Annotated in this window: 21 protein-coding genes and 1 pseudogene; 12 read left to right on the top strand and 10 right to left on the bottom strand. The window is 71.2% G+C overall.

All coding sequences use genetic code 11. From position 1 onward, the window contains the following. Positions 1–3: 3 nt before the first annotated feature. Positions 4–381, top strand: a pseudogene (locus ACH4U7_RS40595) (3-oxoacyl-[acyl-carrier-protein] synthase III C-terminal domain-containing protein); the annotation flags it as partial. Between the two features lie 131 nt (positions 382–512). Then, positions 513–1814 (top strand): WD40 repeat domain-containing protein, encoded by a 1302-nt coding sequence (locus ACH4U7_RS40590; RefSeq protein WP_398532796.1) that lies wholly within the window; start codon positions 513–515, stop codon positions 1812–1814. 64 nt (positions 1815–1878) lie between these two features. Here ACH4U7_RS40590 and ACH4U7_RS40585 read toward each other — a convergent pair whose 3' ends face one another. Then, positions 1879–2082, bottom strand: a complete 204-nt coding sequence (locus tag ACH4U7_RS40585; protein WP_398532795.1) for a hypothetical protein — start codon at positions 2080–2082, stop codon at positions 1879–1881. Between the two features lie 73 nt (positions 2083–2155). Between ACH4U7_RS40585 and ACH4U7_RS40580 the strand changes: the two genes are divergently transcribed. From ACH4U7_RS40580 to ACH4U7_RS40565, 4 genes are all read left to right on the top strand, one after another. Next, entirely contained in the window at positions 2156–3094 is a 939-nt protein-coding gene (locus tag ACH4U7_RS40580) for a LysR family transcriptional regulator (RefSeq protein WP_398532794.1), read from the top strand. A 268-nt stretch (positions 3095–3362) separates the two neighbouring features. Continuing rightward, positions 3363–3530 (top strand): hypothetical protein, encoded by a 168-nt coding sequence (locus tag ACH4U7_RS40575; RefSeq protein WP_398532793.1) that lies wholly within the window; start codon positions 3363–3365, stop codon positions 3528–3530. 93 nt (positions 3531–3623) lie between these two features. Then, positions 3624–4757 carry an LLM class flavin-dependent oxidoreductase gene (locus ACH4U7_RS40570; protein WP_398532792.1) on the top strand — a complete coding sequence of 378 codons (1134 nt, stop codon included), beginning with the start codon at positions 3624–3626 and terminating at the stop codon, positions 4755–4757. Beyond that, positions 4754–5368 (top strand): FMN reductase, encoded by a 615-nt coding sequence (locus ACH4U7_RS40565; protein WP_398532791.1) that lies wholly within the window; start codon positions 4754–4756, stop codon positions 5366–5368. Before ACH4U7_RS40570 ends, ACH4U7_RS40565 begins: the two co-directional genes overlap by 4 nt. Here the strand turns inward: ACH4U7_RS40565 and ACH4U7_RS40560 are convergent. The 5 genes from ACH4U7_RS40560 to ACH4U7_RS40540 are packed head-to-tail and all read right to left on the bottom strand — an operon-like array spanning position 5325 to position 12025. Beyond that, complete coding sequence (locus ACH4U7_RS40560; RefSeq protein WP_398532790.1) at positions 5325–7007, bottom strand: ATP-binding cassette domain-containing protein; 1683 nt, start codon at positions 7005–7007, stop codon at positions 5325–5327. The genes ACH4U7_RS40565 and ACH4U7_RS40560 overlap by 44 nt on opposite strands. After that, a complete protein-coding gene (locus ACH4U7_RS40555; protein WP_398532789.1) occupies positions 7004–8752 on the bottom strand; it encodes an ABC transporter ATP-binding protein/permease in 1749 nt (582 codons plus the stop codon). The genes ACH4U7_RS40560 and ACH4U7_RS40555 overlap by 4 nt, the downstream gene beginning before the upstream one ends. Then, positions 8749–10041 (bottom strand): cytochrome d ubiquinol oxidase subunit II, encoded by a 1293-nt coding sequence (locus ACH4U7_RS40550; protein ID WP_398532788.1) that lies wholly within the window; start codon positions 10039–10041, stop codon positions 8749–8751. Before ACH4U7_RS40550 ends, ACH4U7_RS40555 begins: the two co-directional genes overlap by 4 nt. Beyond that, positions 10034–11401, bottom strand: a complete 1368-nt coding sequence (locus tag ACH4U7_RS40545; protein ID WP_398532787.1) for a cytochrome ubiquinol oxidase subunit I — start codon at positions 11399–11401, stop codon at positions 10034–10036. Before ACH4U7_RS40545 ends, ACH4U7_RS40550 begins: the two co-directional genes overlap by 8 nt. A gap of 48 nt (positions 11402–11449) precedes the next feature. Next, complete coding sequence (locus tag ACH4U7_RS40540) at positions 11450–12025, bottom strand: DNA starvation/stationary phase protection protein (RefSeq protein ID WP_358637151.1); 576 nt, start codon at positions 12023–12025, stop codon at positions 11450–11452. 292 nt (positions 12026–12317) lie between these two features. Here ACH4U7_RS40540 and ACH4U7_RS40535 point away from each other — a divergent pair, with 292 nt between their 5' ends. Continuing rightward, positions 12318–14060 (top strand): pyruvate dehydrogenase, encoded by a 1743-nt coding sequence (locus ACH4U7_RS40535; RefSeq protein ID WP_398532786.1) that lies wholly within the window; start codon positions 12318–12320, stop codon positions 14058–14060. Between the two features lie 18 nt (positions 14061–14078). Here the strand turns inward: ACH4U7_RS40535 and ACH4U7_RS40530 are convergent, their stop codons facing one another. The 3 genes from ACH4U7_RS40530 to ACH4U7_RS40520 all read right to left on the bottom strand — a co-directional run bounded on the left by ACH4U7_RS40530 (position 14079) and on the right by ACH4U7_RS40520 (position 17291). Continuing rightward, positions 14079–15722 (bottom strand): MFS transporter, encoded by a 1644-nt coding sequence (locus tag ACH4U7_RS40530; RefSeq protein WP_398532785.1) that lies wholly within the window; start codon positions 15720–15722, stop codon positions 14079–14081. Between the two features lie 208 nt (positions 15723–15930). Next, positions 15931–16185, bottom strand: coding sequence for an alpha-L-rhamnosidase C-terminal domain-containing protein (locus ACH4U7_RS40525; protein WP_398532784.1), 255 nt, complete (start codon positions 16183–16185; stop codon positions 15931–15933). Between the two features lie 23 nt (positions 16186–16208). Further along, complete coding sequence (locus ACH4U7_RS40520) at positions 16209–17291, bottom strand: ornithine cyclodeaminase family protein (protein WP_398532783.1); 1083 nt, start codon at positions 17289–17291, stop codon at positions 16209–16211. A 167-nt stretch (positions 17292–17458) separates the two neighbouring features. Between ACH4U7_RS40520 and ACH4U7_RS40515 the strand changes: the two genes are divergently transcribed. Next, positions 17459–18238, top strand: a complete 780-nt coding sequence (locus ACH4U7_RS40515; protein ID WP_398532782.1) for a helix-turn-helix domain-containing protein — start codon at positions 17459–17461, stop codon at positions 18236–18238. On the opposite strand, the gene ACH4U7_RS40510 is transcribed toward ACH4U7_RS40515, so the two are convergent. Then, a complete protein-coding gene (locus tag ACH4U7_RS40510; RefSeq protein WP_398532781.1) occupies positions 18217–18639 on the bottom strand; it encodes a hypothetical protein in 423 nt (140 codons plus the stop codon). The genes ACH4U7_RS40515 and ACH4U7_RS40510 overlap by 22 nt on opposite strands. A gap of 259 nt (positions 18640–18898) precedes the next feature. On the opposite strand from ACH4U7_RS40510, the gene ACH4U7_RS40505 reads away from it, so the two are divergent. The 4 genes from ACH4U7_RS40505 (at position 18899) to ACH4U7_RS40490 (ending at position 24501) form a co-directional block, all read left to right on the top strand. Then, complete coding sequence (locus ACH4U7_RS40505; protein ID WP_398532780.1) at positions 18899–20860, top strand: beta-N-acetylglucosaminidase domain-containing protein; 1962 nt, start codon at positions 18899–18901, stop codon at positions 20858–20860. A gap of 337 nt (positions 20861–21197) precedes the next feature. Next, on the top strand, positions 21198–21509 hold the full coding sequence (locus ACH4U7_RS40500) for a hypothetical protein (protein ID WP_398532779.1): 312 nt from the start codon (positions 21198–21200) through the stop codon (positions 21507–21509). Next, entirely contained in the window at positions 21509–23965 is a 2457-nt protein-coding gene (locus ACH4U7_RS40495; protein ID WP_398532778.1) for a heavy metal translocating P-type ATPase, read from the top strand. Before ACH4U7_RS40500 ends, ACH4U7_RS40495 begins: the two co-directional genes overlap by 1 nt. After that, positions 23947–24501: a copper chaperone PCu(A)C gene (locus ACH4U7_RS40490; RefSeq protein WP_398532777.1), complete on the top strand. Its 555-nt coding sequence runs from the start codon at positions 23947–23949 to the stop codon at positions 24499–24501. Before ACH4U7_RS40495 ends, ACH4U7_RS40490 begins: the two co-directional genes overlap by 19 nt. Positions 24502–24532: the final 31 nt, after the last annotated feature.

Here is a 24532-nt window from a genome sequence, read left to right as displayed (position 1 = left end):
CTCGACTGGGACGACACAGCCGGAAAGTTCCGTTTCTTTCTGGACCGGGACGTCCCCTCCGTACTCGGCGCGGATGTCGAAACCGTTGTCGACCGACTCCTGGACGGCGCGGGACTGGGGCGCGGTGATGTGGCGCACTGGGTGATCCACTCCGGCGGAAAGAAAATCGTCGATTCCGTCCGAGCGAATCTGGGTCTCACCCGCCATGACGTGCGCCACACCATAGGCGTTCTCCGTGACTACGGAAATCTCTCCAGCGGTTCGTTTCTGTTCTCCTGTGAACGCCTTCTGAGTGAGGGCATAGTGAACTCAGGAGAGTACGGAGTTCTGATGACGATGGGGCCAGGATTGACCATCGAAAGCGCACTTGTCCGTTTCTGAGTCGTTCCCGGTTCTGAGTCGACTTCTCACCGGGAGGTCAACCGGCACCTGAACCTGACCGACTGGCTCGCTCCCCAGCTCACCTGAACACGGCGGAGCGGCGGTCGGCCAGGGCGGATACTGTGCCGGACATGACTCACCGCGCACCCCTCGGCGCCGCTCCAGGGAACGAACTCAACCTGCATGGCGCAGAGTTGACCGATCCGGATATTCTCGTCAATGCCCACCCGGACCAGGTGAGCAGGATGCTCGGCAGCGTCTCGAGCCCGCAGGCCCGGCAGGCCGCAGCGATATATCAGGCCTCGGCTCATCTCCACCGTGACACCGATCCCGTGATCCGCCGACAACTGCTCGCCCTGGACGCGGCACGTCACGGAGCGCCTGAGCTTTCCGACCGTCTCATCTCGAGCCCGGTGGAGGGAGAACCCGACGCCGAGTGGCGAGTGGAATGGGCCACCGGCCCCTCCCGCCTCGGCCACACGGCGCGCCCCGAGGACGTGGAGTTCGCGGTGGCGACCGCGGCGATCGACGGGCGTTTGCACACGGTCGTCGGCGGCCCCGATGAGTTGGTGCGGATCTGGGATCTGGCCACGGGCGAACCGGTGGGCGAGCCTCTCACCGGCCACGAAGCCACGGTGCTGGCGGTGGCGACCACGGTGGTCGACGGATGTCCGCACGCGGTGACCGGGGACATGGACGGGGCGGTACGGGTCTGGGATCTGACCACGGGCGAACCCGTGGGCGAGCCTCTCATCGGCCACGATGACGAGGTGAACTGCGTAGCCACAGCCTTGATCGACGGACGCCCGCACGTGGTGACGGTCGGCGAGGACGAGACCACATGGATGTGGGACCTGGCCACGGGAGAACCGGTGGGCGAGCCTCTCATCGACCACGAAGCCGGTGTGCTGGCGATGGCGACCGCAACGATCGACGGGCATCCGCACATGGTCACCGGTACCTTCGGTGGGGGAGTGGTGGTCTGGGACCTGCGTACGGGGGAAACGGCACGCGAACTGAACACCGGCGCCGGAACCAATGTGATGGCGGTGGCGACCACGGCGATCGACGGGCAGCCGCATGCCATCACCACCAGCTACCGCGACGTGGTGGATCCTGGCGACGATGACCGCTTGTCCCTGTGGGACCTGACTACGGGTCGGCAGGTCGCCGACCTGGAAGGGGACACCGACAAGGTGCAGGCGATGGCCACGGCGCTGATCGACGGCCGGCCTCACGCGGTCACCGGCGGACAGAGGGGAAGGCGCCACCCGGAGCTGCGGGGGACGGTGCGCGTTCGGGACGTGGCCACCTTTCGACAGGCCGGACGAGAGCTGCTGTTCCCGATGCCCGTCCACACGGTGACGGTTGCCGCCAACGGCTGGCTCATCGTCGGATTCGGCAACGAAGCCGCCGCGTTCAGCCGCCGCTGATCGAGGGGCCAGGCCGGATCCGGCCCGACCGGATCGAGGGGAAGCCACGGACGGGACGCCGGCGCTACGCCTGTCCTCCTGACGCCGAGCAGCGCTGACGGCCGAGGTGGGGGCACTGGATGTCGTGTCCGCCCGCGGCGAGTCCCTTGCCGTCGGTGCCGTATGGAATCAGGGCCATCTGAAGCCGTCCGCAGGCGCACCGGCTCCAGACCACGACACCCTTGCTGGTGGTGTGCCGGGAAACGATGGTGTTCGTGTTGGTGTTCATGACAGCAGGATGACCCCGGACAACCGTTGCGGTCTATTGCAAGTTTTGCTGGTCATATGTGCAAAATAATTTCATGATTGACCTACGTCGGCTTCATATGCTCCGCGTGGTGCACCAGCAGGGCACGGTCACCGCGGCCGCGGAGGCCCTGCACCTCACCCCGTCGGCGGTCTCCCACCACATGCGCGAGCTCGCGCGGCAACTCAAGGTCCCGCTCCTGGAGCCACAGGGCCGCCGCGTCCGGCTGACCCCGGCCGGGCACCTGCTCATCGACCACGCCGACGCGCTGCTGGCCCGGTGGGAGGAGGCACAGTCGGAGTTGGAGTCCTATCGGGTGGGCATGGCCGGACCACTGCGCATGGCGGGTTTCACCACCGCGGTCAGCGGCCTGATCGCCCCCGCGGCCGGGCGGCTGCGGCACAGCCATCCCGGCCTCCTGGTGCAGGTGCGCGAGTGCGACACCATAGCGAGCATGGACCTGCTGGTGGCGGGCAAGGTGGATCTCGCGGTCGTGGAGCCCACCGAGGGCGGGCCGCCGCTGGATGACGCACGGTTCGAGCAGAGCCACCTGCTGGAGGAGCCGCACATCATGCTGGTGCCCGCCGACCACCGGCTTGCGCGAGCGGAATCAGTGCGGTTGGAGGACGCGGCGGCCGAGGACTGGGTCGTCGCCGACCCGGGCACCTGCGACCACGCCCAGCGGGTGCGGATGCTGTGCGCGGCGGCCGGGTTCTCGCCGCGGATCGTGCATGCCGCCACCCAGTGGGCGGCGGTCTGGTCGCTGGTCGGGAACGGGCTGGGCGTCTCGCTGGTCCCGCGGCTGGCCGAGGGCGCGGCGGGCCAGTCGGTGGTGCGGGTGCCGGTGTCGAACGAGAACATGCCGATGCGGCGGATTCTCACCTGCGTGCGCCGGGGCAGTCGGCGGCACCCGCTCGTCGACCTCGGGATACGTGTGCTGGAAGAGGTGGTGAGCGACCACCGGACCATGGACGACTGGCCCCGATCCGCCTGACGGCTCAACTGTCCGCCGGACGCGGCGCGAAGGGCGATCGCTTCTACGACTGGGCCGGCCCGGCGCGCCGCCCGGGCTGTACGGCCGTCCCGTACACCGACGGACAAGAGTCCGTGCGCCGTCGGTAAACCCGGGACGGGGACACCCGCATAGCTTGGTGCCGCATCGCTGATGCTTGTTGTTGCCCGATACGGAGGATTGCCGAGTGAACGCGAATGAGTCGAATTCGGACAACGGTCACCCCCATATCCGGCACATCATGGAGCGAATGACCGAGCACCACCGCCGTGCTCAAGCCGAACGCGCGGAGTCCGCCCTGGAGGACGCGGTCGGAGAGGCAGCATTCGACCTGGCGGCCGACATCGCACATCCCACCCCCGGCCGGGCGGAATCCGGGTATGACGTCGATGCGGATCTCGGGGTGGAGCCACGTTAGACCGTCGGCGGCGTCGGGACGTTCCTCCTGGCAGAGGTGTCCGCACTGGGGGATGTTCGCACCTCACACCATTAACGAAAGAATGAGTGACCCATGCAGTTCGGCATTTTCTCGGTCGGAGACGTGACGACCGACCCGACCGACAACCGCACTCCGTCGGAGCACGAACGGATCAAGGCGATGGTCGCCATCGCCCTCAAGGCGGAGGAGGTGGGCCTGGACGTCTTCGCGACCGGCGAGCACCACAACCCCCCGTTCGTACCGTCGTCCCCGACGACGATGCTCGGCTACATAGCCGCCCGTACCGAGAAGTTGGTCCTGTCCACCGCCACCACGCTGATCACCACCAACGACCCGGTGAAGATCGCCGAGGACTACGCGATGCTCCAGCACGTCGCGGACGGCCGGGTCGACCTGATGCTGGGCCGTGGCAACACCGGCCCCGTCTATCCCTGGTTCGGGCAGGACATCCGGCAGGGCATCAACCTCGCCAAGGAGAACTACGCGCTGCTGCGCCGGCTGTGGCGTGAGGACGTCGTGGACTGGGAGGGGAAGTTCCGTACGCCTCTGCAGGGCTTCACTTCCACTCCCCGTCCGCTGGACGGCGTACCGCCGTTCGTCTGGCACGGCTCGATCCGCTCGCCGGAGATCGCCGAGCAGGCCGCGTTCTACGGGGACGGCTTCTTCCACAACAACATCTTCTGGCCCGCCGAGCACACGAGGCGGATGGTCCAGCTGTACCGGCGGCGGTACGCCCACCACGGCCACGGCCGGCCCGAGGAGGCCATCGTCGGTCTGGGCGGGCAGGTGTTCATGCGGAAGAACTCGCAGGACGCCGTGCGGGAGTTCCGCCCCTACTTCGACAACGCGCCCGTCTACGGCCACGGGCCGTCGTTGGAGGAGTTCACCGAGCAGACCCCGCTGACGGTGGGTTCCCCGCAGCAGGTCATCGAGCGGACGCTGTCCTTCCGCGAGACCGTCGGTGACTACCAGCGGCAGCTGTTCCTGATGGACCACGCGGGCCTGCCGCTGAAGACCGTGCTGGAACAGCTCGACATACTCGGTGAGGAGGTCGTGCCCGTCCTGCGCAAGGAGTTCGCGAACGGCCGCCCCGCCGATGTGCCGGACGCGCCGACGCACCCGGCGCGGGTCGCCGCCGCTGAGTCCGCCAAGGGTGCTGTCTCCGCCAAGGGCGCCGTGTCCGCCGAGGGGGAGACCGCCGCATGAAGCTCGTCGCCGTGTCCGCGGGGTTGAGCACCCCGTCCTCCACCCGTCTGCTCGCGGACCGTCTCACCGAGTCGGCCCGCGACGAACTCGCCGCTCAGGGCCACGACGTGGAGACCGAAGCCATCGAGCTGCGCGAACTGGCCGTCGCCGTCGCCAACCACCTCGTGACCGGGTTTCCGCCGCCCCCTCTGGCCGCCGCGATCGACTCGGTGACGGGCGCCGGCGGCCTGATCGTGGTGACGCCCGTGTTCACCGCTTCCTACAGCGGACTGTTCAAGTCCTTCTTCGACCTGATCGATCCGGACGCCCTCACCGGCAAGCCGGTCCTGATCGCGGCGACGGGCGGGACGGCCCGCCACTCCCTGGTCCTGGAGCACGCTCTGCGCCCGCTGTTCTCCTATCTGCGCGCCGCCGTCGTCCCCACCGCGGTGTACGCGGCGTCCGAGGACTGGGGTTCCGGCGGCGACGAGTACACGGAGGGACTGCCCGTGCGTATCCGGCGGGCGGGGGGTGACCTGGCCGCCTTGATGGCCGCTCGTCCGGCCGAGGCGGCACCCGAGGACGACGTCACCGCACTCGAACGGCAACTGTCCGACCTGCGATTCGACTGAGCCCATGCGTCGACCGGGCGCACGGCGAGCCGTCAGCGGTATGACCGAGGCGGACGACCGCCGTCGGCGCCCGGTCCAGCAGATCGACGTCCTGCTCCTGCAACGCGATCACCAGCGCTGTCCCGGGCAGCGCTCGGTCCAGCGCGGCCAGCAGCGCCTCGGCGGTGGGGCGGTCCAGACCGGCGGTGGGTTCGTCGAGCAGCAGCACCGGAGGGCGCCTGAGCAGGGCGCGCGCGGTGGCGAGGCGCCTGCGCTGCCCCTGGGACAGCTGTCGCCCGCCGGGGCCCACCGAGGCATCGAGCGGCAGGGCCGAGAGGCCGACCACGCCCAGTACGGCCCGTAGCGCGGCGGGGTCGGCCGAGGGCGCCGCCTGACGCAGATTGGCCGCCACCGTGTCGTCGGCGAGCCAGTCGTCGGCCTCCACAAGGGTGACCGTCTCGGCGACGGCCCGGGCCGGCAGCTCCTGCACCGGTGTCCCGTCGAGGAGCACCGTGCCGGCGGGAGCCGGCAGACGCCCGGCGAGCTGACCCAGCAGTGTCGACTTCCCACTGCCGTTGGGGCCGGTGACCAGCACCAGGCCAGGGCCTTGCAGAGTCGTGGTGAGCGTCGCCGACGAGCCGAGCAGCGGGAGGCCGGTCGCCTTCACGGAGCGGGCGGCCGGCCCGTACCGACCCAGGCACTGCTCCTCGGCGGCGAGGGGTGCGAGGCGGTCCGCCGCGTCGTCGGCCTGGGCCAAGTGCTGCAGCAGCCGGGGCAGCCGCTCCAGCAGCTCCCATCCGGCGGCCAGCAGCAGCACCTCGCCCACCACGACGGCGACAGGCTGGGCCGGGACCGCGCGCAGGGCGATCACCAGCACCGACGCCTGGCCCAGGGCGGCAAGAAGGCGCAGCACAAGGCGGCCCAGCCGTTCGGCTCGGGCAGCGGCCCACTCGGCGGACTCGGCAGCCGCCATGGCGGTCGCCACCGTCCGACGCGCCTGTGGCACCGCGTCCAGGCACCGCAGTTCGTTGAAGGCGGCCCGGCTGCCGAGCAGCACGGTACGGAGTGCGGCCCGGGCCTCGGCGGCATCGGCCAGATGGGATCGCGCCCGGCGATGGGCTCGCCGGGCCCAGCCGAGGCCGGCCGCCCAGACGATCAGCTCCGCCGCCCCCAGCAGCGGCATCGCCCACCACAGCAGGATCTCCACCAGGCACGCGGTGGTGATCGCCGCGACCAACGGTGCGAAGGCGTTCGCGGGCAGCCCCGCGACGGTCTCCACATCGACGGTGAGCCGGGTGAGCAGCGTTCCGTCGCGCTGTCCGCGCAACGCGCGCGGAGTGAGCCGGGCGGCACCTCGGGCCAGTCGGCTGCGCAGGGACACCTGGACGGACAACATCGTCCGGTGGTTGACCAGGCGCTCCAGGTACCGCAGACCGGTGCGGCTCAGGGCCAGCCCCCGCACCGCACCGGAGGGATACATCCAGGACCAGGTGGTGTTGGCCTGGAGCGTCACCACGGCGCAGGTCGTCAGGAACCACCCGGACACGCCCAGGAGCGCGGCCCCGGAGAGTTCGGCCGCGGTGGCCAGCAGCAGGCCGGCCGACAGGGCGCGGCGCGGCGCCGCCGTACGCAGCAGCCGCCAGGCGCTGTTCGGTTTCATCGGGCTCTCCCGTGGTCCAGCGTGACGACCTGGTCCGCAAGGGCCGCCAGCGCGGGGCTGTGCGTGGCGAGCAGGACCGTTCGGTCGCGGGTCAGGGTGCGCAGCGCGGACATGACCCGCTGCTCCGCCTCCGGGTCGAGATGAGCGGTGGGCTCGTCCAGGCACAGCACAGGCGCGTCCCGCAGCAGCGCACGGACGAGGGCGAGCTGCTGCGACTGCCCGGAGGACAGGCCGGTGCCGCGCTCGCCCAGTGGTGTGTCCAGCCCCTGGGGCAGCGCGGCAAGGAGGTCGGTGAAGCCGAGCGAGGCGATGGCGCCCCGCAGGTCGTGGTCGCTCGCGGTGGGCCGGGCCAGGAGCAGGTTCTCGCGCAGGGTGCCGGGCAGCAGATGCGCCGGCTGGCCCACCCAGGCGACCCGGCCGGGATCGGCGGGCACGGGTCGGCCGTCGAGCATGTGCCGCACCTGACCGATGTGCGGTGTGCACAGCCCGGCCGCCACGGCGAGCAGGGTGGACTTGCCGGCCCCGCTGGGGCCGGTGACGGCCAGGCATCGCCCCGGAGCGAGGTCCACGTCGACACCGTTCAACGCGGGTACGCTGCCCCCGGGGTGATGGACCGTTACGGCTTCCAGGCGCACCCCCGGTGGCGTCGCGGACGGCCGCGGCGGTGGGGCGGCCGCCGCCGCGGCCTGGCGATGGGCGTCCAGGCCCGGGGCCCCGTCCAGGACCGGGGCCAGCAGGCCGGCGGCGGCGGTCGCCCGGGCGCGGGCGTGGTAGCCGCCGGCCAGGTCCCGGGCCGGCGCGAAGTAGGCGGGCACCAGGACGAGGACGAACAGCGCGTCGGACAGGCTCATACGGTCCGGCACGAGGGGCAGCCGCAGGTAGTCGAGGAGGACCAGCCCGCAGTAGGTCGCGACGACGGCGAGTGTGCCGGTGATGAGCAGTTCGACCCACGCGGTGGACAGGAAGGCGATCCGCAGCACCTTCTCGGTGCGACCGGCGACCTCCCGGTCGTAGCGGGCCAGTGCGCCGGCCGCCTCGTCGTGCGCGCCGAGCCCGACCAGCGTGGGGAGGCCGCGCAGATGGTCCAGCAGCCGCGCCCGGTGGGTGCGGATGGCCGACAGCTGGGCGCGTACGGCGGTCTGCGTGCCCAGGCCGATGACCTTCAGGTTGGCCGGCAGCAGCGGGGTCGCGGCCAGGACGAGCAGGGCGACGAACCAGCTGCGCCAGGCGATCGCGGCCAGGGTGAGGCCGCTGCCGAGCAGCATGGTGGTCCGCGCCGGCAGATACTCGGTGAGCCAGTCGCTCAGCTCGTCGACCTCGCCGTCGACCGCCTGGGCCAGCGCCGCGTCGTCCACGCCGGACGGGGCCGGGCCGTGGTCCGGCAGCGCCGACTCGACGAGCCGGGCGCGCAGGGCCTCGCGCACGGCGCGGGCACCGCGGGCGGCGGCTGCCTCACCCGCGTACAGCAGTACGGCCCGCAGGGCGACGCCGGCCGCCGTGACCAGGGCGGGCACCAGTACGGCGGACACGGGGGCGCCGTGGAGCGCGCCCAAGCCGCGTTGGGCCGTCCACGCCAGCCCGCCGGCCCAGACGACCGTGCCCAACTGGGCAGCGCCGCGCAGAAGTCCCGCGCGGCGCAGTTCGGGGCGGCCCACGGCCGCCCACTCTCGTAGCCGCTCGGGCACCGGGTCCGCGGTGCGGTTCGCGGCCAGCTCGTCCAGCAGCACGGTCGGAGCGGTGCTCACGGGGTGCGCTCCGCCCCCGCGCCCGCCCCCGCCACCGCGTCCGCGCCCGTGTCCACGTCGAAGTATCCGGCCCGCCGGTCACGGCGGTCCCCGGCGATCCACGCGGCCAGCGCCGTGCCGGCGAGCACGGTGACGCCGATCGGGCCGATCCACTCGGCCACCCCGCCGAACACGTCCTGCGACAGGGCCGTCGCCACGATGCCGAGCACCACCAGCAGGGTTCGGCGCAGCACGGTTCGCACGGTGCCGGAGGGCGGGGGAGGGGCGGCCGGGGTGAGCGGCACGGCACGGGGCCGCGGGAGGGCGGGCTCCACCGGATCCGTGTACTTGCCGCGGAAGCTCCGCCAGGCGTAGACGTTGTAGGCCAGGACGAACGGCATGCACAGCCCCACGCCCAGCACCAGGAAGAGCTGGGAGGAGTGCGGGCTCGCCGCCTGGTGGACCGTGAGTCCGGGCGGTACGACGACCGGGGCGGTGATCACCGCCAGGCCCAGCAGCCCCACGGCCGTCATGGTGGCCACGGCGGCGAACGGCCGCCAGTCGGGACCGCGGCCGAAGCCGAACCACGCGACAGTACCGGCCCCGACAGCGGCGACGACCGCGAGCCAGAACAGTACGGCCCGCACGGGCTCGCCCAGCTGTAGCTCCTGCGGGTCGGCGCCGGGCAGCAGCAGGCCGAGGACGACCGCCATCACCGCGGTGGCCGCCAGCAGCGACCGCCCGGTGCGGCGCGTCCGCGACCGCGACCAGCCCTCGGTCTTGTCCTGCAGCCAGGCGGCCCCGGCCAGCAGGTAGAGGACGACCAGACCGAGCGCGCACAGCACGCTGTACGGGCTGAGCCAGTCGAAGGCCCCGCCCGTGAAGACTCCGCCCCGCTGCCGTGGGCCGGAGAGCAGAGCGCCGAGCACAAGACCCTGGCAGACGGCCGCCGCGAGCGATGCCCCGCCGAACAGCAGGGCCCAGCCGCGCCGGTAGCCGCCGGCCGCGCTGTGCATCTCCAGGCCGAGCCCGCGCAGGATGATGGCGATCAGCATGCCGATCAGCGGCAGGTAGACGGCCGGCAGCAGCACGGAGTAGACGCCCGGCAGACCGGCCCACAGGACGACCCCGGCCAGGATGATCCAGCTCTCGTTGGCGTCCCAGGCGGTGGCGACGATCTCGCCGTACTCGCGTCGGCGCTCGGGCTCGGCAGCCAGACTGAGCATGCCCACCCCGAGGTCGTAACCGTCGAGGACGACGTACATGCCGAGCGAGAAGAGGACCAGGGCGTAAGCGGCGTACTCAAGCAACGAGGGCCTCCGATACATCGGGCGAGGCGGGTCCGGCGGGCAGCGCCTCAGGGCCGGCCTTGACCGTACGGACGATGTAGCGGGCCCAGATGGCCAGCAGAGCGACGTAGAGCAGGACGAAGCCCGTGAGCGTGGCGGCGACCTCGGGGGTGCTGAGGTGGGAGACCGCGTCGGCGGTGCGCAACTGGCCGTACACCACCCAGGGCTGGCGGCCGGTCTCGGCGACGATCCAGCCGCCGGTGATGGCGATGATCCCGGCGGGGGTCATCCACACCATCCATCTGAGGAATCGCGGCGAGTCGAACAGACGCCGTCGCATGCGCAGGACCACGCCCGCGAAGGCCGTTGCGAACATGAGCAGCGCGGTGAAGTACATGGCGCGGAAGCCGTAGAACGTGGTCCACATGTTGGGGCGTTCGTCGGGCGGGGTCTGGAGCAGTCCGGGCGTCGTCGTCTTGCCGCTGAGGTCCTGGGCGATGACCGAGCCGAGGTAGGGGATCTCGACGTGGAACCGGTTCTCGCCCTTGTCCGTGTCGGGGACGACGAGCAGGTTGTAGCCGTTGTTGTCGCTCTTCCAGTTGCCCTCGAACGCCTCCAGCTTGGGCAGCTGGTGCTGTCCCATGAAGACCGCCGTGCCGTCTCCCACGTACAGCTGGATCGGCATCAGCACACCGAGCACCCCGAGAGCGATGGACAGGCAGCGGCGGGCCATGGGCTGGGCGTGGACCCGGTTCTTCACCAGGTACCAGGCGGAGATCCCGCCGACGAACCAGGCGGCGCTGATCAGCACGGCCAGCAGCATGTGCGGGAAGCGGTGGGCGAAGGCGGGGTTGAGCAGGATGTCGATCCAGTCCTCGGCGTGGAACTGGCCGTCGACCTTCCGGTAGCCGACCGGGTCCTGCATCCAGCTGTTGGCAGACAGGATCCAGGTGGTGGACAGCAGGGTTCCGAAGGCGACCATCCAGCTGGCGAGGACCATGGTGCGCGGGCGGATCCGCCCGTCCCCGTAGAGCATCAGGCCGATGAAACCGGCTTCCAGGAAGAAGGCGGTGATCACTTCCATGCCGATGGTGACCCCGATGACCGGCCCGACCGCGTGGGCGTACGTGCCCCAGTTGAGGCCGAACTCGAAGGTCATCACCGTCCCCGCGACGACGCCCAGGCCGAAGCCGACGGCGAAGATCTTCTTCCAGAACCGGAAGATCTGCAGGTACAGCGGATTCCCCGTGCGTACGTAGGCCGTGTACACGACGGCGAGGAGCACGGAGAGCCCGACGGTCAGCGCGGGGAAGGTCATATGGAAGATCGCGGTGATCGCGAACTGCCATCGGGACAGTTCTACGACGTCTGGCGAAGCCATGAGTACTCCCGGGGATTGGCGGTCCCGTACGGACGGATCAGCCGCGGATCAGACGCGGACCAGCGGGGTGTCGACCAGGTGTTCCGCCAGGAACCAGGACTGCAGTTCGCCGGTGCGGATGATCTGCGACACCAGCAGGTCGTTGGTGCCGTCGTCGCCCAGCTCGGCGGTGCGGGCGGCCGCGTCATGGGCTTCCGTCAGGATGAGCTCATGCGCCTCGAGCAGCCGCGAGAGCATGGCCGGGACCTCCTCCACACCGTCCGGCGGGCGCGGAATCGACGTGATCTCGGCGACGTGCCGGGAATCGCCCACGGCGACGCCGCCCAGGGTCTGGACCCGCTCGGCGAGGGTGTCGACGAGTTCCAGCTGTTCTCCCGCGTGCTTGTCCAGGAGCAGGTGCAGCTGGTAGAAGGTCGCGCCCCGCATGATCCAGTGGTGCTTCTTGTAGAGGCCGTAAAGGATCTGGGTGTCAGCCAGCACCTTGTTCAGGCGCTGGGACGAATACATGCGCGCCTCGTAGGACAGAGCGATGGGGAACTGCTTGACGGTCCCGAACTCCTGGATGACCGAGCCCTTTTGGTGCAGCCACGGCTGACTGCTCGTGGGTTTGGAGCCGGTGGTCATGAGGTGCCTCCTGCGATGCTGTGCTGAATATGCGCGGTCGACCCTAGGAGCCGAATCCGGGGTCGCTTTGCCCGGGAGCGCACGCGCAGGTGTCCATCAGCGCACCGAGCGTCCTGCCCGTCGAAGAAATCGCATCAGCGCGGCCAGGGCCGGTGCGCTGCGGGAACCGATCTCGTGCACGGACGGTCAAGCGCGGCTCTTCCCTGCTCACTAACGTGATCGAGGCGCGAGGCGGACCCGCTGTGCTCTCACGCGGCGGTGTCCGCCACAATGCCGAAATCCGAGGAGTGGCATGGCCAAGCAGACCATCGCGGAACAGTACGTCGACCTGATGGCGCGCGCCGGTGTGCGCCGCCTCTACGGCGTGGTCGGGGACAGCCTGAATCCGGTCGTCGACGCGGTCAGACGGCACGACGCGGTGGAATGGGTCCAGGTCCGCCACGAGGAGGTCGCGGCGTTCGCCGCCGGCGCCGAGGCCCAGCTCACCGGCCGGCTGGCAGCCTGTGCGGGCTCCTGCGGACCGGGCAACCTCCATCTGATCAACGGCCTGTACGACGCCCACCGCTCGATGGCGCCCGTCCTCGCGCTGGCCGCCCACATACCCAGTGGCGAGATCGGCACCGGCTACTTCCAGGAGACCCACCCCGACCGGCTGTTCGCCGAGTGCAGCCACTACTCCGAGCTGATCTCCTCACCCCGCCAGATGCCGCGCGTGGTGCAGACGGCGATCCAGCACGCCGTGGGCCGGCGCGGTGTCTCGGTCGTGGCCCTGTCCGGCGACACCGCCGCCGAGAACACCCCGGACGCCGCGCCCGAACTCGCCATGCCCCTGGACCTGCCCGCCATCCGCCCGAGCGACCAGGAACTCGCCCGGCTCACGGACCTGGTGGACGCCGCCGAACGCGTCATGGTGTTCTGCGGCCGGGGCGTCGCGGGCGCCCACGCCGAGGTCATGGCCTTCGCCGAGAAGGTGAAGGCGCCGGTCGGGCACGCCCTGCGCGGCAAGGAGCACATCCAGTACGACAACCCGTACGACGTCGGCATGTCCGGCCTGCTCGGCTACGGAGCCGCGTACGACGCCATGCACGAGTGCGACCTGCTGCTGCTCCTGGGCACGGACTTCCCGTACACCGACTTCCTGCCCCGCCATGTGCGGACCGTGCAGGTCGACGTGCAGCCCGAGCGGCTGGGGCGGCGCACGCAACTCGACTTCGCCGTGTGGGGAGACGTACGCGAGACCCTGCGCTGCCTCACGCCCGCCGTGCGGGAGAAGCCGTCGCGCCACTTCCTCGACCGCATGCTGGAGCGGCACGAGCACGCACTCAAGAGCGCCGTGAACGCCTACACCCGCAATGTCGAGAAGCACACCCCGATCCACCCCGAGTACGTGGCCTCGGTGCTCGACGAAGAGGCCGCCGACGACGCCGTGTTCACTGTGGACACCGGCATGTGCTGTGTGTGGGCGGCGCGCTACCTGACGCCCAACGGCCGCCGCCGCATCCTCGGCTCGTTCGTCCACGGCTCGATGGCCAACGCGCTGCCCCAGGCCATCGGCGCCCAGTTCCTCGACCGCGGCCGGCAGGTCGTCTCCCTCTCCGGCGACGGCGGCTTCTCCATGCTCATGGGCGACTTCCTCACGCTCGTCCAGTACGGCCTGCCGGTCAAGGTGGTCGTCTTCAACAACTCCTCCCTCGGCATGGTCGACCTGGAGATGATGGTCGACGGTCTGCCCCCGTACGGCACGTCCTACCCGCACACCGACTTCGCGGCCATCGCCACGGCGGCCGGGGCGCTCGGCATCCGGGTGGAGAAGCCCGCCGGCGTACGCGACGCGCTGCGCGAGGCCTTCGCCCATGACGGACCCGTACTGGTCGACGTCGTCACCGACCCCGCCGCGCTGGCCGTCCCGCCGAAGATCACCACCGAGCAGATCAGCGGCTTCGCCCTGTCCGCGAGCCGGACGGTGCTGAGCGGAGGTGTCGGCCGCATGGTCCACCTGGCCCGGGCCAACCTCCGCAACATTCCCCGCCCCTGACCCGGCTGACCCGGCGCGTTACCCGGACGTCACTCGATCCGATACCAAAGACCCCGACGCTGTGTCGAAGGCATGGGTCACTTCGGGCAGGGTCCCGGGGGCGAGCAGTTCACGAGCCCGCTCCTCGCGGCGGCGGTCGGTGGCCGTCAGACGGACGTGGTGCTGGGCGAGGTGTTCCGCCCAGGAGGAGACCAGGAACGTCTCGACAAAGCGTTCCGGGTCGTTGCCGTCCTGGTAGAGGCCCCAGGTGAGGGCCCCCGTACGGCGCCTGGACCGGGCGACATGGCGCATACGGTCGGTGAACTCGGCGTGGTTGTCCGCCGGGACCCGGTAGACGATGTTGACCAGGACCGGGCCGTCGGCCTCTCCTGGCTCGAATACCAGGGGAGGAGTGGGCCAGTGGTCGGACGTCGAGGGGTTGATCCACTCGGCGTCGTGCAGCGGCCACCAACGCACGCTCGCGGCGCTGAGCAGCATCACGGCGCCGGCGATCAGCAGAGAGGCGCTGAGCCCGAGCCACTCGGCGACCGCACCCCATACAGGTGCCGCCAGCGCCTGCCCGCCCTGGAAGACCAAGAGGTAGACGGCGAGTCCACGAGCCCGGACCCAGCCGGGGAGCCGCGCCTGCACGGCCGCGTTGAGCGTGGACAGCGCCGCGATCCAGGCGAGTCCTGCGGGCAGCAGAGCGAGTGCCACAAGCCACGGGGCGCGCACCGTGGCCAGCACCGCGAGCACCCCGGCGAACACCACGGCGCCGGCGGCGAGCGTGCCGTTCGCACCCAGCACGCGACGCACCCACGGCAGTGCGAAGGCGCCCGCAACCGCCCCCACGCCCACCGCCGCCAGCAGTAGCCCGTATCCGCCCGAGCCCAGGCCGAGGGAGCGGTTCGCGGTCAGGGGCAGCAGTGCCCACAGGGCGGCGCCCCCAGGGATGAACAGGAGCGTACGCAAGAGGACCCGGCGCACACCGGGCGCGTTCCACACATAGCGCCGACCGGCGTGCAGGGCGGCCAGCAGCCCTTCGTTCCCTGCCGCGGGGGCGGCCGTACTGGGGCGCCGCCACACCATGAGGACGGCCGCGATGCCCAGGTAAGAGGCCGTGTTGAAGGCGAAGACCCACCCCGCACCAGCCGCCGCGACGACCGCCCCGCCCAGTGCCGGACCGACCGCGCGGGCCAGGTTCATGTTCACCGCGCCCAGCGCCGCCGCCTGACCGAGCTGCCGGCGCTCCACGAGCTCTGGCTGGATCGCCTGCCAGGCCGGGCCCATCAGCGCGGTGCCGCACCCCAGGAGGAAGGTCAGGACGAGCAGTGCCGTCGGCGTCAGGGCGTCCGTGAACGCCAGCACGGTCAGCGCACCCGACACCGCGAGCATCGCGAACTGCGCGGCCAGCAGCACCGAGCGCCGGTCGAGCCGGTCGGCGATCACACCGGAGGGCAGGGCCAGCAGCACGACGGGAAGGCTGGAGGCGGTCTGCATGAGCGTCACCAACGCGGCACCGTCCCCGACCAGCAGCCACTGGCCGCCGACGGTCTGCATCCAGCTGCCGATGTTCGAGACCAACTGGGCGATCCACAGCGCCCGGAAGACGCGCGCCGCGAGTGGCGCCCACGGCGAGTCGGATTCTGCGGGTGCTGGTGATGATGACGGTGCTGTGCTCATACTCGTCCAGACCGGGCGCTCAGGCGTGGCGACGGGGCCGGGTGGGCCGGGGCCGCCCGCCCCATGGGTGTAGTCCCTTGTGACAGTAGGGGCCCCGCCGCCAGGTTCTTGACCGAGAGCGCATGGGACGTGGCCCGGTAGCGCAGAGGCCCGGCTCGGCCTGCTGATGGGCTGTGGTCAGACCACGTATTTCAGACCACGTATTTTTTTATTCATGGGTTCCCGGGCCCACGGCGTGCGCCGTGCCGTCCGGAAGACGGATGTCGGCCGTGGTGTTCGGCGGCACGGTGACCGTCAGGTGGACGGCCTCCTCCGAGCGCGTCCAGCCGCTGGCCACGGTGTCGTAGAGGCTCGTGTAGGCCGCCTGCGCGTGCGTGAGGGTGCCACCGGGGACGGGCGCGATGGAGAAGTGGAAAGGGCCGCATGACGTACCGACGGAGCCTGTGGCACCGATCGGGTCCATACGGGCATGTCCTGCGCGCGCGATCAGTCGAGGAACTTGTCGGCCAGAAGGCTTGCGATGGCCCAGTCCTGCATGGCGACGCCCACACTTTTGAACACCGTGCGCTCGCCTCGACTGGCAGAGGCAGAGGCAGAGGCAGAGGCAGAGGCAGAGGCAGAGGTCAGGGCGGTGCCCAGTTCGGTGAGGTCGTTCCGGGTGATGGCACCAGTCCGTAGGGCGTGGATGATCTCGCCGGACTCCTCGAGGATGGCGTCGAGTTCGTCGATGATCACGGTGCTGTCGGCCAGCAGTTCGTCCGGCAGTTCGCGCATGGTGGGGCGGAAGGAGCCGATGGCGTTGATGTGCACCTGGGCGGGCAGGGCGGACGCGGGGAAGAGCGGGGTGGTCGCGGTGGTGGCGCAGCACACGACATGGGCGTCGCTGACGGCGGAGGCCGGATCGGTGGCGGTGCGGATCTCGGTGCCGTCCAGTTCGGCCCGCAGGGCGTCGGCCAGTGCCTCGGCGCGTTCGGCCGTAGTGGCGACGATGGTGAGGTGGCGCAACGGGCGGACGGTGTGCACGGCGCGGACCTGATCGGTGGCCTGGCCACCGGCACCGATCAGGGTGAGCCGGTCGGCGTCGGGGGCGGCGAGGAGGTCGGTGGCGACTCCGACCGCCGCGCCCGTGCGCAGGGTGGTGACGGCACCGGCGTCGGCGATCAGGTGGTCGAGCCGGTCCAGGGCGCTCCATACGACGGTGCCGGTGATGGCGGGCACGCGGTCGAAGTTCAGGCTCAGGGTCTTGACCATGGCGGACTCGGTCGGCCGGTGGTGGGCCGACATCACGAGGAACTGGCCGTCCCGCAGCGCGGTGCGCGTGGGCATCTCGAACTCCCCGCCCGCCAGACCGACGAAGCCGCGGCGCACGGCGTCGATCGCCTCGCGCATCGACACGGCTTCCCGGACCTCGTGCTCGCTGAGGCTGATGGTCTTCATGGAACTCCGTCCGTCAAGGATCTCCACATACACATCGAGCAGGCCGAAGCCTCGGTAAGAGCCCGTGGGTATGGCCTGCCCGAGCCGTACGAAGCGGTGGATCCGGCCGACGGCTCGGGCGAACAGTGCCACGCCGACCAGGGTCAGGACAACGACAGCCGGAGTGGGACGCGGTGTCCGGGACCGCTCCCGGACACCGTTCGGTGAGGGAAGGGCAGACGCCTCTGAGGTCCCGCCGGTGGGTGACAATTCCCTCCGGGGAATGGCCTGGGGCCCTCCGCCGCCGTTACAACAGGCTTGTGGACTTCCCTCGTGCGCTTCGCGAACGTCGTACCCGCCGTCACCTCAGCCAGCTCGACCTGGCGCTGCGGGCAGGCACCACCCAGCGGTACCTCAGCTTCATCGAATCCGGCAGGTCCGTCCCCGGCCGGAACATGGTCGTGCGCCTGGCCGAGTCGCTGGAACTGCCGTTGCGGGAGCGCAACGAACTGCTGCTGGCCGCCGGGTACGCGCCCGCCTACCCCGAGAGCTCACTCGACGATCCGGTGCTGGCTCCCGTGCGCACGGCAATCGACCACATCCTCCGCGGGCATCTGCCGTATCCGGCGCTGGTTGTGGACCGGTGCGGCGGGCTGATCGCCGCGAACACCGCATTCGACCTGATCACTGAGGGTGCGGCCGCTGAGCTGGTGGGCCCGGGTACGAACATTTACCGCCTTGCGCTGCACCCCGACGGCCTGGCTCCCCGCATCCGCAACCTCGCCGAATGGGCGCGACACATCCTGGCACGCCTCGGTCACCTGGAGGAGTTGCGCTCCGAGCTCGCCGGGTACGTTCCCGAGTTGGAGCCGTCCGCCGGGCTGCTGGGTTTCGCGGTTCCGCTCCGCCTGCGGTCCTCGTACGGTGAGCTGCGTCTGATGACGACCGTGACGACCTTCGCCACCGCCGTTGACGTGACACTTGCCGAGCTCAAACTGGAGGCGTTCCTGCCGGCCGACCCGGCGACAGCCGAGGCTCTCTCGGCCGCCGCCAGGCCCATGGCCTCTGCTGCTGCGGGTCAGGCCCCCGGGAACATGTAGTCGGCCTTGATCCGGCCGTCGTCGTCGAGCACCAGAATTTCCAAGCCCCCACCCACAACGTCGTCGGTTTCGGCGGACACCGCCTCCCAGCCGAACTTGACGACGCCGTGGAGGCGTACCGCATCGGCCCGTGCCCGGAAGGTGAATCCCTTCTTCTCGACGAACCGCTCGTAGCTTCGCGCCACTCGGGTCTCGATGGCGTCGTACCCATGAGCCTCCAGAGTCGTCTGGTCGAAGCCAAGGTCCGCGGCGATCTCCCGAATCTCCGCGGGCGGCTGAAGGATGTGAGTGCCGTCCTCGGCCCACAACTGCTCGATGGCCGCGCGGCGTCCGGCGGCGTCCGGCACTGTCCACTGAGCCATGTAGCGGTCGGCCAGGTGCTGCGGGTCGATCTCGATCATGTACATCTCCTTGCCGGTCAGATCGCTTCGGACCAGATCCTGCGGCGCGCGGCGGAGACCGACAATTCCCCGTAGGGAATGGGCTCTCGCGCTCCAGCCGCGCCGGGAACCGTCGGGATTCGCCGGTCCCGGGCCGTGGGTATGTGTTTCAGGAAGACCGCGCACCAGGCACCGCGCCTGCCTCGTCGCTCACTCCGCTCCACGTGTCACCGTCGTGCCCCGCCGCCGTACGCCATGCCACGCCACGGAGGAGATGTCCATGCGCCGTAGCTCCCGCCCTCTGGCCGCCGTGATCGCGTTCCTCACCTTCCTCGGGCTGCTGCTGCTCCCCGGTGCCACCGCCGCCGGGGCCGCGCCGGCGGGCGGGGCCGACCCGTTGCCGTCCGTCGTGCCGCGTCCGCAGACGATGGCCCGGCTGGGCCCGGACGTCACGGTGCCCGCCGAGGTGCGCGTGGTCTACGGCGACGAAGTGGACCGGCCCACGCGCGAGCTCGTCGCCTCCGTACTGCGCCGGGCGGGGGCAAAGCGCCTGCGGGGCGGCGGCTCCGGGCCGGGGCTCACGGTGACCGTGGGGCGGCTTGCCGACGCCCGGGTCGCGGAGGCGCTGAGGGCCGCCGGGGGCCGAGTGCCCGAGGAACTGCCCGCGGAGGGGTACGCGCTGGCCGCGAGCGGTACCGCGGTGGCGCTCGCGGGCGCGGACGCCGACGGGACGTACTACGCGGCACAGACGTTGCGTCAGCTGGTCACCGGCGTCCGGACGATCGCCTCGGTGTCGATCGTGGATCATCCGCTGATGCCGCTGCGCGGGGTGATCGAGGGGTTCTACGGAAGCCCGTGGACCCACGCCGAGCGCATGGACCAGCTGGCGTTCTACGGGGACGTCAAGATGAACACGTATGTCTACGCGCCCAAGGACGACCCGTACCACCGGGAGAAGTGGCGTGAGCCGTACCCGGCTGACAAGCTTGCCCAGCTCGGCGAGCTCGTCCGGCAGGCCGCCGACCACCATGTGCGGTTCACCTTCGCGCTCTCCCCTGGCACCTCCCTGTGCTACAGCGATCCCGCCGACTTCACGGCGCTTCATGCCAAGCTGGGTGCGATGTACGACCTCGGGGTGCGCAGCTTCTCGGTGCCGCTGGACGACATCAGCTACACCCGGTGGAACTGCGCTGCCGACCGTGCCGCCTACGGCGAGCCCTCGCAGCGGACCGCGGCCGAGGCGCAGGCCGATCTGCTGAACCGGGTGCAGAAGGAGTTCCTGGACGCCCGTGAGGGCACCTCGCCGCTCCAGACGGTGCCGACCGAGTACGGCGATGTCACCGACAGCGCGTACAAGCGGACCCTGCGCGAGCGGCTGGACGCGCGGGTCGAGGTCATGTGGACCGGCACCGAGGTGGTGCCGCCGCGGATCACGGTGGCCGACGCCGCGCGGGCCGCCGCCGTCTGGGGGCGCAAGGTGTTCGTCTGGGACAACTACCCGGTCAACGACTACGGCCAGGCCGAGGGCCGGCTGCTGCTCGCCCCGTACGATGCCCGTGAGCCCGGTCTGCACCAGCAGCTCTCCGGTCTGGTCCTCAACCCGATGAACCAGGCCGCCGCCAGCAAGGTCGCCCTGTTCGGCGGGGCGGACTTCGCCTGGAACGACACCGGGTACGACCCGGACCGCACCTGGCGGGCCGCCGCCGCATACCTGGCCGGGGACCATCCGGACGCGGCCACCGTGCCCGCGCTGCTGTCCTTCTTCGACACCCAGCACCTCGCGCCCACCTTCGGCGCCGAACCCTGGCAGCCCCAGGCGCCCGGACTGGCCGCCCGGCTGGCCCGGTTCCGTACCGACTGGGACGCCGGACGGCAGCGGGCGGCGCTGGAGGCCCTGCGCCCCACCGCGGCGCTGCTGGCCACCGCGCCGGCCACCATCAGGGCGGGCGTGGCCGACCGCGGCTTCGTGGCGGACTGCGCGCCGTGGCTGGATGCGCTGGCGTTGTGGGGCCGCGCGTTCGAACGCACCCTGGACGCGCTGGGCGCCCGGCTCGACGGCAACACCCAGCAGGCCGAGCAGAGGTTCGCCGAGGCGTCGTCGCTGGCCGGGCAGGCCGGGCGGATCCGTACGATCCCGGGCGAGACCCGCCCCGAGGGCCCGGTCCGCGTCGCCGACGGAGTGCTCGACACCTTCCTGGCGGCGGCACCCGGACTCGGCGGAGCGGGAGCGCACGCCTCGTAGCGGTGGCGGGCTCAAGCGGGCAATGAGTCAGGGCCGTTCAGGAGTCAAAGCCGTTTGTCATCGGCGGAAATACAGACCGGATATCGGGAACCATCTCCTTGGCGCGAACGACCTATGAGGTGTGGAGCCCTCATTTCCCACTCCGTCACCTCGCCTCTGACCTCGGGTCTTCTGAGGAAGTCGGTTCGAATAGCAGGGTAGTTCCGCCGTGAGGGGCGGGAATTCCGCGCGCCGTGGTGGCTATATCGTGGTCCGCCCGGGGTGCTTCGTACGCCGAGGTGATCAGGCGTACGCGAATTCCCGGCGATTTCCCTACTCTGCCCACAGTGGAGCGGCGATGACTTCCCACTCGGCCGGCCAGGCCCGGCCCTCACCCCACCCCGTCGGCGAACGCCCGCGGCCCGCGTGGCCGGTCGCGGGGTTTGTCGCGCTGTTGGCCCTGCTGTTCACGCTGGCGTACGCGGTGGGTGGGCTCGTTGGCCCGGTGGCCCCCGGGATGCGCCCCGCGGGCGGTGGTGGGCAGGGGACCAGCGGGCCCTCCGATCCCGGTGATCCCGCCGATTCCGGTGACATGGGTGGCATGCACGGCATGGGCGCTCCGGGCATGGGCGCTCCCGGCGCGGGCGCCGGGCAGAGCGGGAGCCGGTGATGGCCAGTCAGCCGTTGCCCACCGCCTCCCGCTCCCTTCCGGGGGAGCCGGCGTCCACCGTCCTGGTGGTGTCAGGCATGACGTGTGCCGCGTGTGTGGGCCGGGTCGAGAGGAAGCTGGGCCGCCTCGAAGGGGTGAGCGCCACGGTGAACCTCGCCACCGGCCGGGCCAAGGTCTCCCACCCCGCCTCGGTGTCCGTCGCCGACCTCGTGGGGGTGGTCGAGGCCGCCGGATACCGGGCGCGACCCGCCGAACTCCCGGCTGGTCCCGGCGAGCTGCCGGACACCGCGCGGTCGGGCCCGAGCCGGGAGCCGGGCGACGGGCAGCAGGGGAGTGGCGAGGCAGATGAGCGTCAGGAACGCGACCGGCTTCTGACCACCACGCTGCTGGCCGTCCCGGTGCTGGCGCTGTCGATGGTGCCCGCGTGGCAGTTCCGCAACTGGCAGTGGCTGTGCTTCGTACTGGCCGCGCCGGTCGCCGTGTGGGGAGCGTGGCCCTTCCATCAGCGGGCGTTGCGCGGGCTGCGTCACGGCACGGCGACGATGGACACCCTGGTCTCCCTCGGTGTCGCGGTTTCCTTCGTCTGGTCCTCGTACGCGCTGTTCCTTGGCGGAGCGGGTGTGCCGGGGATGACCATGCCGCTGTCGTTGCTGCCTTCCGCGAGTGGCGAAGTGGCCCACGTGTACCTGGAAGTGGTCGTCGGCGTCCCGTTGTTCGTCCTGGCGGGGCGGCGGCTGGAGGCCAGGGCCCGCCGGGGTACGGGGTCGGCGCTGCGTTCCCTGGCGGAACTCGCCGCGAAGGACGTGGCCGTGCGGCGTGGGGGCGTGGAGCGGCGCGTACCGGTGGCTGACCTGGCGGTCGGCGATGTGTTCCTGGTCCGGCCGGGGGAACGGGTGGCCACCGACGGTACGGTCGTCGAGGGCGGCTCGGCTCTGGACCTCTCCCTGGTCACCGGGGAGAGCCATCCGGTCGAGGTCGGGCCCGGTTCGCCGGTGATCGGCGGCGCGGTGAACTCCGGCGGCCTGCTGGAGGTACGGGCGGACGCCGTGGGGTCCGACACCCAACTCGCCCGGATCACCCGGCTGGTGGAGGACGCGCAGACCGGCAAGGCGACCGTCCAGCGGCTCGCCGACTCCGTCGCCGCCGTCTTCGTCCCCGCCGTGATGTCCGTCTCCGTGACGGTGCTCGGCTTCTGGCTCGGGGCCGGAGCCGACCCGCAGGCCGCGATCACCGCGGCGGTCGCCGTCCTGGTCGTCGCCTGCCCCTGCGCCCTGGGCCTGGCCACCCCCACCGCGCTGCTGGCCGCCACGGGACGTGGAGCGCGGCTCGGCGTCCTGGTCAGCGGGGTTCAGGCGCTGGAACGGCTGAGAAACATCGACACCGTGGTTCTGGACAAGACCGGAACTCTCACCACCGGCCGGATGAGCGTCATCGCCGTCACCGTGCCCGCCGATGCCGATGCCGATGCCGATGCCGATGCGCATGCCGATAAAGATGCCCATGCCCATGCCGATAAAGAGGCCGGTGCCGATACCGATGCCGCGGCCGAGGTGCTGCGCCTGGCGGCCGTGGTCGAGCAAGGGTCCGATCATCCGCTGGCCCGCGCCATCGTCACCCATGCCCGTGGCCAGGGGGACGGACGCCCGCTGCCCCGGCCGGTCCGTTTCGCCGCCGTCCCCGGCCTGGGGGTGAGCGGCCTGGTGGACGGCGAGGAGGTGGCCGTGACCCGGCCCGGAGAGCTGAGCGGGATCCCCGGTGATCTGCGGGAGGCGGTCCGCGCGGCCGAGACCGCAGGCCACACCGCGGTACTGGTCCGGGTGGGGGATGTCCCACGAGCGGTCATCTCCGTGGGTGACACCCTGCGCTCAGACGCCTACCGCGCGGTCGAGCACCTGCGCCGGCTGGGGCTGCGCACCGTACTCGCCTCCGGGGACCGGGAGGCGACCGTACGGGCCGTCGCCGGACAGTTGGGCATCACCGAGGTCCACGCGGGAGCGCTGCCCGAGGACAAGGCCGCGCTCGTGGCCACGCTCCAGGGCCGCGGCAGCCGGGTGGCGGTCGTCGGTGACGGCGTCAACGACGCCGCCGCGCTGGCCGCCGCCGACCTGGGCATCGCCATGGCCGACGGGACCGACGCCGCCATCGGCGCCGCCGACGTCACGCTCGTCCGCGAGGACATCCAGGCCATCCCCGACGCCGTGCGCCTGGCCCGGCACACCCTGGCCACCATCCGCGCCAACCTCGTATGGGCCTTCGGCTACAACCTCGTCACCCTGCCACTGGCCGCGGTCGGCCGACTCAATCCGATGGTCGCGGCCGCGGCCATGTCGGCCAGTTCGCTGTTGGTCGTGGGCAACAGCCTGCGCCTGCGGACCTGGAACCCAGCCCGGCCGCACCGCCCCGGCCGCCGTTCCGGGCGGGCCCGTACCGCGACCCCATGGGAGAGGACACCGTGATGGGCCGACCCGCTGACGGCATACGGGTCCCCGCGCCCGGCACGGACCGTACTCCCTGGTGGCGTACCCCTTGGTGGCCGCTGCGCGCGGCGGCGGTCCCGCTGCTGGCCTGCCTGCTGACCCTCGGCACGCTCGTCGCGTGGACCATCACAGGCAGTGCGGGCACCCCCGCCGTGCTGAGCTTCCGCGACGGACGCGTCTTCGTACCGCAGAACCCCGAGGCCACGGCGGCCTTCTTCACCATCGTCAACAGCGGAGGCAGCGACGACCGGCTGATCGGCGTCACGGCAGCGGCCGGAGGGCGCGCCATGCTGAGCCGACGGGTCGTGACCAGCGAAGGCATGCACGGTATGCAAATGGTCTCCGCCGTCACCGTGCCGGCGGGCGGGACCCTCCGGATGACCGCGAACACCGTGGATGTGATGATCAAACCGCCGCCCCGGATCGCTCCGGGCGACCGGCTCACCTTCACGCTCCACTTCCGCGACGGCCCCCCGGTCACCACCCGGGCCCTGGCGGTACGCCCCGGCCGGTAACCGGGGCGTACCGCCACAGCGCCGGGGTCGT

Origin of the sequence: Streptomyces sp. NPDC020845, from assembly GCF_044334165.1 — a bacterium.
Lineage (GTDB): Bacteria > Actinomycetota > Actinomycetes > Streptomycetales > Streptomycetaceae > Streptomyces.
This window is presented reverse-complemented; position numbering and strand designations above follow the sequence as displayed.

Coding starts and splice junctions, on each gene's coding strand:
- ACH4U7_RS40490 (WP_398532777.1), top strand. CDS start 23,947: ATGGGAGAGGACACCGTGATGGGCCGACCCGCTGACGGCATACGGGTC.
- ACH4U7_RS40560 (WP_398532790.1), bottom strand. CDS start 7,007: ATGAAACCGAACAGCGCCTGGCGGCTGCTGCGTACGGCGGCGCCGCGC.
- ACH4U7_RS40535 (WP_398532786.1), top strand. CDS start 12,318: ATGGCCAAGCAGACCATCGCGGAACAGTACGTCGACCTGATGGCGCGC.
- ACH4U7_RS40580 (WP_398532794.1), top strand. CDS start 2,156: ATGATTGACCTACGTCGGCTTCATATGCTCCGCGTGGTGCACCAGCAG.
- ACH4U7_RS40545 (WP_398532787.1), bottom strand. CDS start 11,401: ATGGCTTCGCCAGACGTCGTAGAACTGTCCCGATGGCAGTTCGCGATC.
- ACH4U7_RS40540 (WP_358637151.1), bottom strand. CDS start 12,025: ATGACCACCGGCTCCAAACCCACGAGCAGTCAGCCGTGGCTGCACCAA.
- ACH4U7_RS40575 (WP_398532793.1), top strand. CDS start 3,363: ATGACCGAGCACCACCGCCGTGCTCAAGCCGAACGCGCGGAGTCCGCC.
- ACH4U7_RS40500 (WP_398532779.1), top strand. CDS start 21,198: ATGACTTCCCACTCGGCCGGCCAGGCCCGGCCCTCACCCCACCCCGTC.
- ACH4U7_RS40510 (WP_398532781.1), bottom strand. CDS start 18,639: ATGATCGAGATCGACCCGCAGCACCTGGCCGACCGCTACATGGCTCAG.
- ACH4U7_RS40565 (WP_398532791.1), top strand. CDS start 4,754: ATGAAGCTCGTCGCCGTGTCCGCGGGGTTGAGCACCCCGTCCTCCACC.
- ACH4U7_RS40585 (WP_398532795.1), bottom strand. CDS start 2,082: ATGAACACCAACACGAACACCATCGTTTCCCGGCACACCACCAGCAAG.
- ACH4U7_RS40530 (WP_398532785.1), bottom strand. CDS start 15,722: ATGAGCACAGCACCGTCATCATCACCAGCACCCGCAGAATCCGACTCG.
- ACH4U7_RS40590 (WP_398532796.1), top strand. CDS start 513: ATGACTCACCGCGCACCCCTCGGCGCCGCTCCAGGGAACGAACTCAAC.
- ACH4U7_RS40570 (WP_398532792.1), top strand. CDS start 3,624: ATGCAGTTCGGCATTTTCTCGGTCGGAGACGTGACGACCGACCCGACC.
- ACH4U7_RS40525 (WP_398532784.1), bottom strand. CDS start 16,185: ATGGACCCGATCGGTGCCACAGGCTCCGTCGGTACGTCATGCGGCCCT.
- ACH4U7_RS40495 (WP_398532778.1), top strand. CDS start 21,509: ATGGCCAGTCAGCCGTTGCCCACCGCCTCCCGCTCCCTTCCGGGGGAG.
- ACH4U7_RS40505 (WP_398532780.1), top strand. CDS start 18,899: ATGCGCCGTAGCTCCCGCCCTCTGGCCGCCGTGATCGCGTTCCTCACC.